Source organism: Flavobacterium sp. CG_9.1 (assembly GCF_015751645.1).
In the GTDB taxonomy this organism is placed as follows: Bacteria; Bacteroidota; Bacteroidia; order Flavobacteriales; family Flavobacteriaceae; genus Flavobacterium; species Flavobacterium xanthum.
Genome location: NZ_JADOVC010000001.1, coordinates 125,041 through 139,375 on the forward strand (window position 1 = coordinate 125,041; position 14,335 = coordinate 139,375).

A 14,335-nucleotide genomic window follows, 5' to 3' on the forward strand; every position below is an offset into this window, starting at 1 on the left:
ATTTGTTATTTTATAAAAGAGCACATTGAAAATTATTATTTTTTAAAAAAGCCAGTGTTTTTGGTAACACGTATTCCAGGTTTTTAAATGCTTTTATGCTGTCATGAAAAACAATAATACTCCCTGGTTTTATATTTGATAGAACATTATCTAAACATTTTTCTTTGGCGATGGTCGTGTCGAAGTCCGCACTCAGTACATCCCACATAATTATTTCATATCCTAATGCTCGAATTTCCCTTGCTTGGGCTCTTTTTAATTTGCCGTAAGGGGGGCGGAATAGCTTAGATTTTAAAGTGTAATTACTATTGCTTTGAATGACATCTTCACAACGTTTTGTGTTTTCTACATAAGTTTCCGTTTCAGTTTTCCAACCATTTAGATGATTAAAGGTGTGGTTTCCTACTCCGTGGCCAGCATTAATTACTTTTTTAAATAGGGCTGAGTTTTTTTTGATATTCTCTCCTATGCAAAAGAAAGTTGCTTTTACATCGTATTTTTTTAATTCTTCCAAAACCCATCCTGTAACTTCAGGGACAGGGCCATCGTCAAATGTAAGGTAAACGATATTTTCAGTATTGGAAACATCCCATATATAATTAGAAAATATCTTTTTTATGATCCAGTTGGTCTTTATCCAGTAGAAGCTCATCAGTTGAAAATTAGGGACATAAATAAAATGCTTGTTTTTATTTAATCGAAACTAAGAAGTAATCTATTTTTTGCTAAGTACTTCTGCCTTGATTTTTAAAAAGAGACGAGGAGTTGCTTATACATTTATTGTGTCATAAATTTATAAGCAACTCCTCGTCTTACTTTCTACTTAAAATTATTCTTTTTCACGGCCAAAACGTTCAAACATTTTAATGTAGGTGTTGAACGTGATTCTATTTGTGTTGTAGAAATCCAGGTCGCCGTTCTCTTTCATCACCTTCAAGAGACTTCGGTAGCGCTCAATGTCGATAATAATAGGAGTCGCAATACTGCTCTGCTCAGAAGATTTAAGGTTGCCGTAATAGTTGAGGTTCTCTTGGTACTTACCCACTAGTTTTTTTAGCAATTGCTGTGCTTTTACTTTTTCGCCAATTTTGTAATATCCACCTGCGAAAGGTTCTACTAAGGAATAATATTCAAAATATTCCACTGGCATTTTTGTCATCGCCAAATCGATAATGTTTTTAGCCTTGTCTTTTTGTCCTTCAAGAATTAGCTGATTCATTAATCTTGAGAGATTGGTTCGGTAGGTTATACTATTTCTTCGGGTCTCTGGATCATGATAAATGGTTGGGCTTTCGCTATTTCCCCAATCCCATTTCATTACTTTGGCATATATTTTATCGGCATCAATTTGTCCCATTTCAAGTGGACCTCCATCTTTAGGGATGATGGTTCTTATTGGAACTAATTTATAAACCATACCTTCTAATTGAAGGTATTCTTTCATCCAGATATAATCTTCATTATCAAATGCACCTCCACTAAAGTAAATAGGGCGTTTCCAATTGTTATTGGCAACGATATCAAGCATCATTAGTCTATTTTTATATAAGGCATTGCCTTTAATGTCCAAGTCAATGTATGGAACTATAGAGTCATTGTATTTAGGGGAAACAACTTTGTTTTTGATGATAATGTCTTTGTTAACTGGAATTCTGATTTTATTCGTAGGATAAAAATGAATGGTTTGACCGTTTTGCATTTCAACAGTTGATTTTGGATTTTTAATAAAATCGATAAAATCTTTTATATCCCAACGGCTTTCAATTTTAGGAATGTGGGCTACATAGTCCAGTTTGTCGCCTACATATTGATCGTGTGTAAAAGAAATGGGTAATGGATCCGATTCGTACGTTTTAGTTTTCATTTGGTCAATGTACCAATCTGTCATAAACAAACTTGTATTTACGATTTTGACATCCGTTCGTACTTTTTCAATTTCTTGAGCGTACCAAAGCGGAAAAGTATCGTTATCACCAATAGTAAACAAAATTGCATTAGGGTCACAGGAGGTAAGGTATGCTTTTGCCATCGCAACAGCAGTGTATTTTCCAGAACGATCGTGGTCATCCCAATTTTGAGAAGCCATAAGTACAGGAGCGGCTAATAAACTTGCTGCGATTATAAGTGGACCGGCAATTTTTGGGGCTAAATATTTTTGCGCACTTTCATATAAGGCGTAAACCCCAAAACCTATCCAAATTGCAAATACATAAAAAGAACCCACTAAAGCATAATCTCTTTCTCGAGGCTCAAATGGTCTTTCATTTAAGTAAATTTTCAATGCTATTCCAGTAAATAGAAATAAAGCAAGGAGTACATAAAAGCTTTTAAGATCTTTATTCGCATGGTACATTAAACCAATTAGACCAAGAATAAATGGCAGGAAGAAATAGACATTTCGTCCTTTATTATTCAACACATCCGAAGGTAGGTTCTCTTGGCTTCCTAAATGCAATTCATCTATAAATGATATTCCACTAAGCCAGTTACCATCGAGATAATCGTATCTTCCTTGAATATCATTTTGACGACCAACAAAGTTCCACATTAAATACCTCCAGTACATATACCCAAACTGGTATTCAACCATAAAACCTAGATTGTCCAAGGTTGCAGGTTTCTCAACGATAAGATAATCACCATAGCTTTTCAGGAACTTAATATACCCTTCATTATCAATTTGTTTTTGTGCGTAGGCTTGTCTGAATTCATTTATGGTTTTCTGCGTTTCGTTTTTCAGTTGTGCAATAGCTTTGTTATAATCTTCCTCACTTAGCTGACTTGGATCAATGCCGTATTTAGCTAAATCATCCTCATAAGCATAATTAGGGTTTAACCTAAACTCAGGAGGATTTGTAAAATTCATATAATTTTCAATATGGTCACCACTCCACATTCTTGGTAAAATCGTTTTGTGGTTATCATCTGTATTTTGATCTGCATTTTTGAAATTATTTACAATAACGTAGGTGTTGGTCTTATAATCTCTTTCGTAGTTGGGTGCTTTGTCTAGATAGGGATTGTCTTTGTCTAAACCAGCAAATCCTTCGGTGTATTGAGGGCCGTAAAACAGTGGATTTACTCCGTATTGTTCTCTATTGTAGTAGGCAAGAACTTCACGAGCATCAGAAGGTTTGTTTTCGTTAATCACAGTATTGGCGTTGGCACGAATCGGTAACATCGTCCATGTAGAAAAACCAATTAGAATAAAAAGGATGCATAGAATTAAGGTGTTGGCAGTTGCAAGACCTTTGTTGTAGGTGTATTTTAATCCAAAATAAAACAAGGCTACCAGCAAAACAGTAACAAATAGAGTTCCTGAATCAAATGGTAATCCTAGGCTATTCACCATAAAGACTTCGGTTTTACCAAAGAATCCCATGGTCATAGGAAGAAGTAATTTGAAAATAAAAAGTAAAATAGCTATTACTACTACATTGGCAATAAGAAAACTTTTAAGAGTAACAACTTTATAATTTTTGAAAAAATAAAGAAAACCAATAGCAGGAATTGTTAATAACGCCATAAAGTGAACTCCGAAAGAAAGTCCAACAACAAGAGAAATAATTAATAACCATTTGTTCCCTCTTGGTTTATCCATGTCTTGTTCCCAGCGTAAACCCAGCCAAAATAGCAACGCAATAAATAAAGAAGCCATCGCGTAAACTTCGGCCTCCACAGCGTTAAACCAAAAACTATCAGAGAATGTATAAGCTAAAGCGCCAACAAATGAACTTCCTAATATTACAATTTCATTACTTTTATTTAGTTGCTTAAGCGGTTCCTCTTTTAAATTTGAGTCTGAAAAGCGAGAAACTAATTTTTTTAGCACCATGGATGAGGACCAAAACAAAAATAAAATGGTAAAGGCACTGGAGAATACGGACATCATATTGACCATTAAGGCAATTTTAGTGTCATCAGTAGCAAACATGGCAAAAAAAGCACCAATCATTTGATATAATGGAGCTCCCGGTGGGTGTCCAACTTCTAATTTTGCTGCAGTAGCAATGTATTCACCACAATCCCAAAAACTCATGGTAGGTTCAACAGTCAAAGTGTAGGTTAATAATGCGATTCCAAATGTAAGCCAACCAATGATGGTATTCCATTTATTGAAATTGAATGCTGCTTTATCCATGTACTAAAATTTAATTTAATTGTAAGTTACAAAGAAAATGTTTTTTTGTTTAACCGTAGTAGCATTAACATTATTTTCTGGAAAAGTATTGCAATTTAATAACGTGTTGATTGTGAGGTTTTTTCATTATATCCTAGTTCTAAATTCAAATTAAGGCAAATTTTTTTTGATAAAAAGGCTAAAAAAGTTTGTACAAACTAAATATTATTTTAAATTTGCACTCGCTTAGCAGCAATGCTGGTCTATGGTGTAATGGTAACACAACTGTTTTTGGTGCAGTCGTTCAAGGTTCGAGTCCTTGTAGACCAACAGAAAGCCCCTCAATCTTGAGGGGCTTTTTTTATGGAATACATTTAAGAAATTCCTATTGAATTTTTTTTCTTTAAATTATAAATGCTATTTACAAGATGGAAGTTAATCAGGAGTTAGATTTTGAAGGTGATGATGGGTTTTGTAACATGATTGACTAAGTCTTCGCTGATGCTTCCAGTGAAAAAATGAGCCAATCCAGTTCTGCCATGGGTGCATAGTCCTATTAAATCAGCATCGATAGTTTTTGAAAAATTGACAATTCCGTTTTCGATATTAGTATCATTAAAAATGTGTAAAGAGTAGTTTTGAATGTCGTAGTTCTTGATGAACTTGTTCATTATTTTTTCCGCGTCAAGAGTAGTCTTAAAGCTGTTTGGGGTGCAGATAAAAACTAAAAATAAATTTGCCTCAAAAATTGCGGCAAAGTCTCGCATTTTGATAAAAGGTTTTTTTGTTTCTGGTGAAAAATCAGAAGCGAATACCATGTTTTTGAATTTTAATTCGCCTACCTCTTTTTTGATGACTAAAACTGGTATTTCAGAGAGGCGCACCACTTTTTCAGTATTGGAGCCGAGCAAAAGCTCTTCAATGCCAGAGGTTCCGTGAGATCCCATTACGATGAGATCAATTTTATTTTTTTTATTAAAGGCTAAAATGCCACTAAAAGCTCTTTCGTATTGAACGGAAGCGTGTACGGAAATTCCAGCTAAGTAGGGTTGGTCTTTGGTTTTTTGTAGTTTTTCATTGGCTTTTTTAAAAAACAGTGTTTCTTCAGGAATGCCGTTGCCTCCTGTTATTGCATCGTTCATCTGATTCGGTATTTCTAATAAATGCAAGATAAATAGTTCGCATTTAGTTATTTTTGCAATCAATGCTGCTGCCTTTAAAGCTTTTTCGGCATGTTCAGAAAAATCGGTGGGAACTAAAATACGTTTCATAATAAGAAAGTGTTAAATTATGGTAAAAACGGTTGTTTTAATTGACTTTTAAAGGTAAGAAATTATTTTACACCAAGTGATTATTTTAGTTTATAAAAAAAAACACTATATTTGCACCGTTATTTATTAAAATCTAGATAATGAGGGGACTAAATGTCCCCTCTTTTTATAAAAATATGACATTTAAAGAAAAAGTAAATACGTTATTGGCAGAATGCCTTTTAGAAAAGCCATCAATTTTTTTGATAGACCTTGTTATCACTGATGCTTTCAAGGTTATTGTGACTGTAGATGGTGATAATGGAGTAGCGCTTCAGGATTGTATAAATGTAAGTCGTTTTATAGACAATGATTTGGATCGGGAAGAACAAGATTATTCCTTAGAAGTAGCTTCGGTAGGGGTTGGGTCGCCATTGAAATTAGTAAGGCAATACAAGAAAAATGTCGGGAGAACTTTGATTGTAAAGACTGGGACAGAAATAATTGAGGCAGAATTAGTAGAAGCTAATGATGATTTTGTAGTTTTGTCTTGGGAAGCAAGAGAACCTAAAAAGGTAGGGAAAGGTAAAGAAACAGTTCAAAAAGAACTTAAGTTGCCTTATGAAGATATAAAAGAAGCAATTGTTACAGTAACATTTTAATTAAAGAATTCGCATGGAAAATTTAGCATTAATCGATTCATTCTCAGAGTTTAAAGATGATAAACTTATTGATCGTGTAACGCTTATGGCAATTTTAGAAGATGTATTTAGAAATGCATTGAAAAAAAAATACGGTTCAGATGATAATTTCGATATTATTATAAATCCTGATAAGGGAGATATGGAAATATGGCAAAGAAGAGTGATTGTTTCTGATGAAGATTTGGATTTTGATCACCTTGAAATTACTTTAACTGAAGCTAGAAAAATCGAGCCTGATTTTGAAATTGGTGAAGAAGTTTCTGAAGAAGTGAAGTTAATTGATTTAGGAAGAAGAGCAATTTTAGCTTTACGCCAAAATTTAATTTCAAAAATTCATGAGCATGACAATACAAATCTTTACAAACAGTTTAAAGATTTAATTGGCGATATATACACTGCTGAAGTACACCATGTGCGTCCTAGAGTTGTAATTTTGGTTGATGATGAAGGAAACGAAATCATTTTGCCAAAAGAAAAACAAATTCCTTCTGATTTTTTCCGCAAGGGAGATAATGTTAGAGGAATAATTGAAAGCGTTGAATTAAAAGGAAATAAACCTCAAATCATCATGTCTAGAACTTCGGAGAAGTTTTTAGAGAAATTGTTTGAACAAGAAATTCCTGAAGTTTTTGACGGTTTAATTATGGTTAAGAAAGTAGTGAGAATTCCAGGTGAAAAAGCAAAAGTAGCCGTTGATTCTTACGATGATAGAATTGATCCAGTAGGAGCTTGTGTAGGTATGAAAGGGTCTCGTATTCACGGAATTGTTCGTGAATTAGGGAATGAAAATATCGATGTAATTAATTATACTAGTAACATTCAATTGTTTATTACTAGAGCATTAAGTCCAGCTAAAGTATCGTCTATTAAAATTAATGAAGAGACAAAAAGAGCAGAGGTTTTCTTGAAGCTTGAAGAAGTTTCAAAAGCAATTGGTCGTGGTGGACATAATATTAAATTAGCGGGTTTATTAACTGGCTATGAGTTAGATGTTATTCGCGAAGGCGATGTTGCTGGTGCAACTGCTGATGAGGATGATGTTGAATTAACAGAGTTTTCAGATGAAATTGAAGACTGGGTTATTGAAGAGTTTGCAAAAATTGGTTTAGATACTGCAAAAAGTATTTTAAAACAAGATGTTGAAGATTTAGTACGAAGAACAGACCTAGAAGAGGAAACGATTTTAGATGTAATGAGAATATTGAAAGAGGAATTTGACAGTTAGTCAATGTTTCTTCAACGATAAACATGCCACTTTACAATTAATTCTTACTCGGTAGGTACCGAGGCGGGAGTAGAGTGAGGAATAACAAAAAAGGTAATAATAAAAAGGTTGTATGTCTGAAGAGAGAATTATTAGAATAAACAAAGTTTTAAGGGAATTGAATATTTCTTTGGAAAGAGCTGTGGATTATCTAAAAGATAAAGGAATCGCTATTGAGGCAAATCCAAACACAAAGATTTCTGATGATGTGTACAAGGTCTTGTGCGGTCAGTTTGCAGGTGACAAAGGGAATAAAGAAGCTTCAAAAGAAGTAGGAGAAGAGAAAAGGAAAGAAAAAGAGGCTTTGCGTTTAGAACGAGAGAAAGAAATTGAAGACAAACGCAAAATTGAGGAGGATCGTCTAAAACAACAGGAGGTTATAAAAGCGCGAGCAGTTATAGCAGGACCTGTTCAAGTGGGTAAAATTGATCTGAATCCAAAGAAGCCTTCCATTATTTCGCCTACAAAAGCAGTTGAGAAAGTTGAAACTCCAGTTGCTAAGGTACAGGAAGTAAAACCAGTTGTAAAAGAAGTGACTCCAGAAAAAGTAACTGCAGAACAAACGTTGCAAGAAAAGGCTTTGGAAGAAAAAATTGTTTCAGACAAAAAAGAGATAAAACCTATTGTTGGAATAAAAGAAGTTAAACCAGAGGCTCCAAAAGAAGAAGTTGCTGCTGAACCAAAAGCGGTTGCGAAAACTGAGCCTGCGAAAGCAGATGAAGCGCCTGTTGATGAAACCATCACTACGCAATATCAAAAACTATCGGGAACTACTTTAACAGGTCAGATAATTGATTTATCTCAGTTCAACAAACCGAAAAAGAAAAAAGAAGAACCAAAAATCACTCCGAATAAACCGGGTGCTCCAGGTTCGGCTGCAGCCAATGCAAATAAAAATAAGCGTAAAAGGATTGCTCCTAAACCAGGTGCTCCAAGACCGCCAGCAATACCAGGAGTTCCAGGTGCGCCAAATCCGAATAAGATTACCCCTAATGTAGGTGGTGGCGGATTTAATGCGAACAGAAGTTCAAGACCTGGATTTGTTAAAGGTAACAGACCTGCTATTGTTGCAAAAGTGGAGCCTACTGAAGAGGAAGTTAAAAATCAAATTAGAGAGACTTTAGAGAAACTACAAGGTAAAGGTGGTAAATCTAAAGCGGCTAAATATAGAAGAGATAAAAGAGATACGCACCGTCAGAAATCTGATGATGAGCAAAGAGCTATTGACGAAGGAAGTAAAACCATTAAGGTTACGGAATTTGTTACGGTAGGTGAAATTGCCATCATGATGGATGTGCCTATCACGAAAGTGATCGGTACGTGTATGTCACTTGGAATCATGGTAACCATGAACCAGCGTCTTGACGCAGAAACCTTGACTATCGTTGCAGATGAATTTGGTTATGAAGTTGAATTTATTACTGTTGACATCGAAGAAGCGATTCAAGTTGTTGAGGACAGAGAAGAAGATTTAGTTTTCCGAGCGCCAATTGTAACGGTAATGGGTCACGTCGATCACGGTAAAACATCGTTACTGGATTACATTCGTAAAGAAAACGTAATTGCAGGGGAGTCTGGAGGAATAACACAACATATTGGTGCCTACGGAGTAACTTTAGATAACGGACAAAAAATTGCATTCTTAGATACACCGGGTCACGAAGCGTTTACTGCGATGCGTGCGCGTGGTGCTCAAGTTACCGATATTGCTATTATTGTGATTGCTGCTGATGATGACATCATGCCGCAAACCAAAGAAGCAATTAGCCATGCTCAAGCAGCTGGAGTTCCTATTATATTTGCTATCAATAAAATTGATAAGCCAAATGCTAATCCTGAAAAAGTAAAAGAAAGATTAGCAGGTATGAATTTATTGGTTGAAGATTGGGGTGGAAAAATTCAATCACATGATATTTCTGCGAAAGTGGGAACAGGTGTGAAAGAATTATTAGAAAAAGTATTATTAGAAGCAGAACTTTTAGATTTGAAAGCAAATCCAAATAAAGCGGCTTCTGGAACTGTTGTTGAAGCTTTCCTTGACAAAGGAAAAGGATATGTTTCTACGATATTAGTTCAAAACGGAACGTTGAAAATTGGAGATTATATGTTAGCTGGTAAGCATCATGGTAAAATTAAAGCCATGCATGATGAAAGAGGGAACATAGTAACTGTGGCGGGTCCTTCGACTCCGGTTTCAGTTCTTGGTCTTGATGGAGCAGCGACTGCGGGTGATAAGTTCAATATATTTGAAGACGAAAAAGAAGCGAAACAAATTGCATCTAAACGTTCTCAATTGATGCGTGAACAATCGGTACGTACACAACGTCACATTACTTTGGATGAAATTGGACGTAGAATTGCATTGGGTCAATTTAAAGAATTAAACATTATCCTTAAAGGAGATGTGGATGGTTCTGTTGAAGCATTGTCTGATTCGTTCTCTAAATTATCTACTGAAGAAATTCAAATTAATATTATTCATAAAGGGGTTGGAGCAATTACTGAAACTGACGTAATGTTGGCTTCTGCATCAGATGCGATTATCATCGGATTTAATGTTCGTCCTGCTGGAAATGCAAGACAATTAGCAGATAAAGAAGAAATTGATATCCGTTACTACTCTATTATTTATGCGGCTATTGATGACTTGAAAGATGCAATGGAAGGAATGTTAGCTCCTGAAATGAAGGAAGAGATTTTAGGTACAGCAGAGATTAGAGAGATCTTCAAAATTTCTAAAGTTGGTTCAATTGCTGGATGTATGGTAATGGACGGTAAAATTGTTAGAAGCGCTAAGATGAGAATCATTAGAGAAGGTGTGGTTGTCTTTACAGGAGAATTGTTAGCATTGAAACGTTTCAAAGATGATGTAAAAGAAGTAGCTAAAGGATATGATTGTGGTATTCAAGTAAAAGGTTACAACGACATCGAAGAAAGAGATGTTATTGAATCGTACCATGAAGTAGCTGTTAAGAAGAAATTGAAATAGAATTTTAATATATTTATAAAAAATCCCGAGCAATCGGGATTTTTTTTGTTTTAGCTTTGTTGTTATAAGTATAAGTACAATGGCAAGGAGTACCAAGATGAGCTAGGGCTGAATGTTACAGCGATGGACTGGCGACAATACGACCCTGCTATTGGTAGGTTTAATGTAATTGACCTATTAAGCGAGTTAGCTCCCATGCATAATCCTTACAGGTTTGGTTTTAACAGTCCTGTTTACTGGTCTGACCCATCTGGTCTGTTTGAAAACGATAATCAAGGTCTAGCACTTTGTCCAACGTGTCCAAATACACCTGCTTTTAAACCACTAATTGATGACCCCAATAATACATATGTTTATGACCCTGAAACAACAACTGCTAGTAAAGTTATAGAACTTGAGGAAGTTGTTGTACAATGAAAATCTAAAAAAAGTAGCACACTAGATAACGCAAACTTATTTAATGATAGAATTGGCGATGGAGCTAGTGTGTTAGGCGCAACTAGCAGTCAAGGAGGTTCTTTTAGATTAACTAACAATGGTAGTTATAACCCACGAAACATTAGTTTTAAATATTATGCATCTAATTGGACTGGAGGAAGTGCAGCAAATATCAAGACGTTTGATGTAAGTAAATTAATAAAAAATGGTTCCATTGCTACCACCGTTATTCTTGGGACTATAGAAGTTGGGCAAGGAGTAACTGGCGATTACCAAAACTACCAAAACACAGGGTATACTAACGGTGAGAATACGGCGTTAGCAGGAGCAAAAGTTGTGGCTGGTGCTGGAGTTAGTTGGCTTGTGTCAGTTGGGACAGGAGCAGCAGTTGAAACTCTTGTTCCAATACCATTTATTGGAACAATTGCAGGAGCCATTGCTGGAGGATTTGCAGGATATTATGCGAGTGAAACAGCAGGAAATTTAGTTGAGAAAGCTTATGAATAACATACAAATGAAAACAATAATAATAGAGAAAAATAAAAATTATTTCAAAAGAATTGCAATAATACTATTGATGATTTTTGTCTTATGTGGACTGGTAAATTTTTTACGCTATCCTTCCGAACACACCTTTTTTTTACTTCCAACAAAAAATACGGTAATTATATTTTCTATAGTTGGTATAATAACTTGTGCTTTGGTAATATTTTTACTCATAAAAAGTATTTTCCGAAAAGATGTTTTCTTAAGAATTGACGAGCAAGGTATATTTAATGGTTTTTTCTTATATAACAAGAAACTTATCAAATGGGAAGAAATCAGTAAAATAGAAACAATTAAATACAACTATAACAATTACATAGCAATATTTTTAAAAGAAACTCCAAATAATGAAAAAGGAATTAGCTCACTTTTTTTTAAAATGAATGAAAAATCTATGGGTACACCTTATATAATTACTTTTGGGGATTTAGATTGCTCTTTCGATGAATTAGAGCGATTAATCTTAGAAAGCCATAATCAAAGTAAACAGATTTTGCATTAATTAAAGGCGTAATATTTTAGAGAATAAATAAACAAAAAAAACGAGCAATTGCTCGTTTTTTTTATGTTAAGAAAGTTGCTGTTGTAAGTTTGCTTTTAGAATGAAAGCATCTAAAAACTCTTTAACGAGTGATTTTTTTTGGTCGTTTAGCCCCGACGTCCTTGATATGCAGTACGTGTAGCTGTTAGCGCAGTTTTGCAAACTGTGCCCACACAGTGAAGTAAAACCCAGATTGCTTAGATCTTTCGGCGACTCTACCACATATTTACAATCTATACCCACAAACAGCGGCATTATATAACGAATTAAAACAGGAAACCGTTTCAATTTTAATTGGTTTTATTTTATCGAGTAGGTTGCTTTTCAGGGTATTGCCCCGTTTTGTAAATGTATTAAGATTAAACGTTTACTGGGTTATTCAATCTCATATTGGCTCATGGTGTGATTAACTGCAAAAGGCTGTCTTAAACGTCCCAATTGTGATCGATAACACTAGGAAGACAAAGTATATTAAAACAAGAAACCACTCAAATTGAGTGGTTTCTTGTTTTAATTTAAAGAAGGCTACTTTTACTTATTAGGTTTTATCAAATGCACATTCGGATAGCTTTTTCTAATTTCTATAAGATTTCGTTCTGCGTCAATTCTTGTTTTAAAATTTCCTACCCAGACTTTATAGTTAGGTGTAAAGAAAAAGATAGTACCGTCGATTTCTCTAAATTCTTGTCTAAAAGCATTCAATGTGCTTTTTGCTTTTTCACTTTCTCCACTGAATATTTGAATTTTATAACGATCATTTATAGTATTCGAAATATTAGTTTTTCTCTTTTCATTTAAAAATTGTTCAAATTTGGAGTCTTGTTTTACAGATATATTTCCATCTTGTGCATTGGTGTTCAGATAGGAAATGCAGAATGTGAGTGAGATGAAAAAGGCTTTTCGTAGGGCTAAAATTCTCATAATGTGATTGTTTTTGTGCAAAAGTAATATTTAAGAAACGATACTCAAGAGCAAATGTTATTTAGAATAGATATAAATTGAAATTAAGACTATTTTAAGGTTTTGAGAATAGTTCTTAAGTCGTATTTTTGTGCAAGTTTTAAAATAAAGGATCAGTTTTTATAAATCACTTAGAAAAAACTGTGCCAATTTTTAGTAGATAATCATTATACTATATGAAAAAGGTGGGTAACCATAATTCGATCTCAAGGAAATTATTTTTTAGCATAGCTTTGATGCTATCTATTTCCTTTACTTCATTTGCTCAAGAAGCTACTCCTGCGGTTGACCCCGCAGCTCCAGATGCTGCAGCTCCTTCACAAGGTGCTGACCCTGTTAAGGGTAAAGAGCTTTTTAATGCAAACTGTGCTGCTTGTCACAAACTAGATGCTAAAGCAACTGGTCCGATGCTTAGAGGTATTGCTGCTAAATATGACGCTTCATGGCTTCATAAATGGGTTCGTAATAGTTCAGAGCTTATTAAATCTGGGGATGCGCAAGCTGTAAAAGTGTATGAGGAAAACAATAAGGCAGTAATGTCTGCTTTCCCTCAACTTACGGATGGGGACATAGACAATATTATTGCTTATACTTCAGAACCAAAGGCTGAAGCTCCTAAGACTGCAAATGCAACGGAAGCTGTTCCTGGAACTGCTACCTCTGATAGTGGTGTTTCAAACAACATTATATTAGGTGCTTTGTCACTCGTGATGCTTATTTTGGTAGTAATGTTGTTTTTAGTAAACAAAGTTTTGTCCAAAGTTGCTAAAGCGAATGGTATTGAGGTAGCTCCGAAAACTCCAACAACGCCTATATGGAAAGCTTTTGCTAGAAATCAATTTTTGGTGTTAGTTAGCGCGGTATTTTTATTGCTGGCTAGTGCTTATTTTGTTTATGGTTTTTTAATGCAAATAGGAGTTGATCAGGATTATGCTCCAATACAGCCGATACATTATTCGCACAGAATACATGCCGGAAGTAATGGAATCAGCTGTAAATACTGTCACTCTTCTGCTAGAGTGAGCAAGCATTCTGGAATTCCTTCCTTGAATGTTTGTATGAATTGCCATAAAAGTATTGGCGAAGTTTCAGATACAACTGCAACGCCAGAATATTCTAAAGCTTTTTATGATGCGGAAATTCAAAAGTTGTACAAGGCTGTTGGCTGGGATGCAACTAATCAAAAATATACTGGAAAAACAGAACCTGTAAAATGGATACGTATTCATAACTTGCCATCGTTTGTTTACTTTAATCACTCACAACACGTTAATGTAGCTGGTATTGAGTGTCAAACTTGTCATGGTCCAGTACAAGAGTATGAAATTCAAAAACAATTTGCTCCTTTGACAATGGGTTGGTGTATCAACTGCCATAGAAAAACGGAAGTTAAAATGGAAGGGAATGAATACTACACTAAAATTCATGAACAGCTTTCTAAGAAATACGGCGTAGACAAATTGACGGCAGCCCAAATGGGAGGTTTAGAATGTGGTAAATGCCATTATTAATCAAATTATTAA

10 protein-coding genes, 1 tRNA gene and 1 pseudogene are annotated in these 14,335 nt (G+C 34.8%); 8 read left to right on the forward strand and 4 right to left on the reverse strand.

The window, feature by feature from the left end:
* Positions 1–10: 10 nt before the first annotated feature.
* Together IWX83_RS00615 and IWX83_RS00620 are read right to left on the reverse strand one after the other, a co-directional pair.
* Positions 11–652: a polysaccharide deacetylase family protein gene (locus tag IWX83_RS00615; RefSeq protein ID WP_196826946.1), complete on the reverse strand. Its 642-nt coding sequence runs from the start codon at positions 650–652 to the stop codon at positions 11–13.
* Between the two features lie 177 nt (positions 653–829).
* The gene (locus tag IWX83_RS00620) at positions 830–4,141 is read right to left on the reverse strand and encodes a DUF2723 domain-containing protein (RefSeq protein WP_196826948.1); all 3,312 of its coding nucleotides are present in this window, start codon (positions 4,139–4,141) and stop codon (positions 830–832) included.
* A gap of 238 nt (positions 4,142–4,379) precedes the next feature.
* On the opposite strand from IWX83_RS00620, the gene IWX83_RS00625 reads away from it, so the two are divergent.
* Positions 4,380–4,450 (forward strand) — tRNA-Gln (locus IWX83_RS00625).
* 116 nt (positions 4,451–4,566) lie between these two features.
* Here the strand turns inward: IWX83_RS00625 and IWX83_RS00630 are convergent.
* Positions 4,567–5,391: a universal stress protein gene (locus tag IWX83_RS00630; RefSeq protein ID WP_196826950.1), complete on the reverse strand. Its 825-nt coding sequence runs from the start codon at positions 5,389–5,391 to the stop codon at positions 4,567–4,569.
* Between the two features lie 176 nt (positions 5,392–5,567).
* On the opposite strand from IWX83_RS00630, the gene rimP reads away from it, so the two are divergent.
* From rimP to IWX83_RS00660, 6 genes and pseudogenes are all read left to right on the forward strand, one after another.
* The gene (rimP, locus tag IWX83_RS00635; RefSeq protein WP_196826952.1) at positions 5,568–6,032 is read left to right on the forward strand and encodes a ribosome assembly cofactor RimP; all 465 of its coding nucleotides are present in this window, start codon (positions 5,568–5,570) and stop codon (positions 6,030–6,032) included.
* A 13-nt stretch (positions 6,033–6,045) separates the two neighbouring features.
* Positions 6,046–7,299 (forward strand): transcription termination factor NusA, encoded by a 1,254-nt coding sequence (gene nusA, locus IWX83_RS00640; protein ID WP_066080468.1) that lies wholly within the window; start codon positions 6,046–6,048, stop codon positions 7,297–7,299.
* Between the two features lie 112 nt (positions 7,300–7,411).
* Positions 7,412–10,327, forward strand: a complete 2,916-nt coding sequence (infB, locus tag IWX83_RS00645; RefSeq protein ID WP_196826954.1) for a translation initiation factor IF-2 — start codon at positions 7,412–7,414, stop codon at positions 10,325–10,327.
* 78 nt (positions 10,328–10,405) lie between these two features.
* Positions 10,406–10,744, forward strand: a pseudogene (locus IWX83_RS00650) (RHS repeat-associated core domain-containing protein); the annotation flags it as partial.
* Between the two features lie 69 nt (positions 10,745–10,813).
* Positions 10,814–11,272, forward strand: coding sequence for a hypothetical protein (locus tag IWX83_RS00655; RefSeq protein ID WP_196826955.1), 459 nt, complete (start codon positions 10,814–10,816; stop codon positions 11,270–11,272).
* A gap of 7 nt (positions 11,273–11,279) precedes the next feature.
* Positions 11,280–11,813: an STM3941 family protein gene (locus IWX83_RS00660; protein ID WP_196826957.1), complete on the forward strand. Its 534-nt coding sequence runs from the start codon at positions 11,280–11,282 to the stop codon at positions 11,811–11,813.
* Positions 11,814–12,383: 570 nt separating this feature from the next.
* On the opposite strand, the gene IWX83_RS00665 is transcribed toward IWX83_RS00660, so the two are convergent.
* Positions 12,384–12,773, reverse strand: a complete 390-nt coding sequence (locus IWX83_RS00665) for a sporulation protein (protein ID WP_073352206.1) — start codon at positions 12,771–12,773, stop codon at positions 12,384–12,386.
* Positions 12,774–12,988: 215 nt separating this feature from the next.
* Here IWX83_RS00665 and IWX83_RS00670 point away from each other — a divergent pair, with 215 nt between their 5' ends.
* The gene (locus tag IWX83_RS00670) at positions 12,989–14,323 is read left to right on the forward strand and encodes a c-type cytochrome (RefSeq protein ID WP_196826959.1); all 1,335 of its coding nucleotides are present in this window, start codon (positions 12,989–12,991) and stop codon (positions 14,321–14,323) included.
* The last annotated feature ends 12 nt before the right edge of the window (positions 14,324–14,335 follow it).

Bases quoted from the DNA above. Each gene is read 5' to 3' on its own strand.
- IWX83_RS00615 (WP_196826946.1), bottom strand. From the start codon at position 652: ATGAGCTTCTACTGGATAAAGACCAACTGGATCATAAAAAAGATATTT.
- IWX83_RS00620 (WP_196826948.1), bottom strand. From the start codon at position 4,141: ATGGATAAAGCAGCATTCAATTTCAATAAATGGAATACCATCATTGGT.
- IWX83_RS00630 (WP_196826950.1), bottom strand. From the start codon at position 5,391: ATGAAACGTATTTTAGTTCCCACCGATTTTTCTGAACATGCCGAAAAA.
- rimP (WP_196826952.1), top strand. From the start codon at position 5,568: ATGACATTTAAAGAAAAAGTAAATACGTTATTGGCAGAATGCCTTTTA.
- nusA (WP_066080468.1), top strand. From the start codon at position 6,046: ATGGAAAATTTAGCATTAATCGATTCATTCTCAGAGTTTAAAGATGAT.
- infB (WP_196826954.1), top strand. From the start codon at position 7,412: ATGTCTGAAGAGAGAATTATTAGAATAAACAAAGTTTTAAGGGAATTG.
- IWX83_RS00660 (WP_196826957.1), top strand. From the start codon at position 11,280: ATGAAAACAATAATAATAGAGAAAAATAAAAATTATTTCAAAAGAATT.
- IWX83_RS00665 (WP_073352206.1), bottom strand. From the start codon at position 12,773: ATGAGAATTTTAGCCCTACGAAAAGCCTTTTTCATCTCACTCACATTC.
- IWX83_RS00670 (WP_196826959.1), top strand. From the start codon at position 12,989: ATGAAAAAGGTGGGTAACCATAATTCGATCTCAAGGAAATTATTTTTT.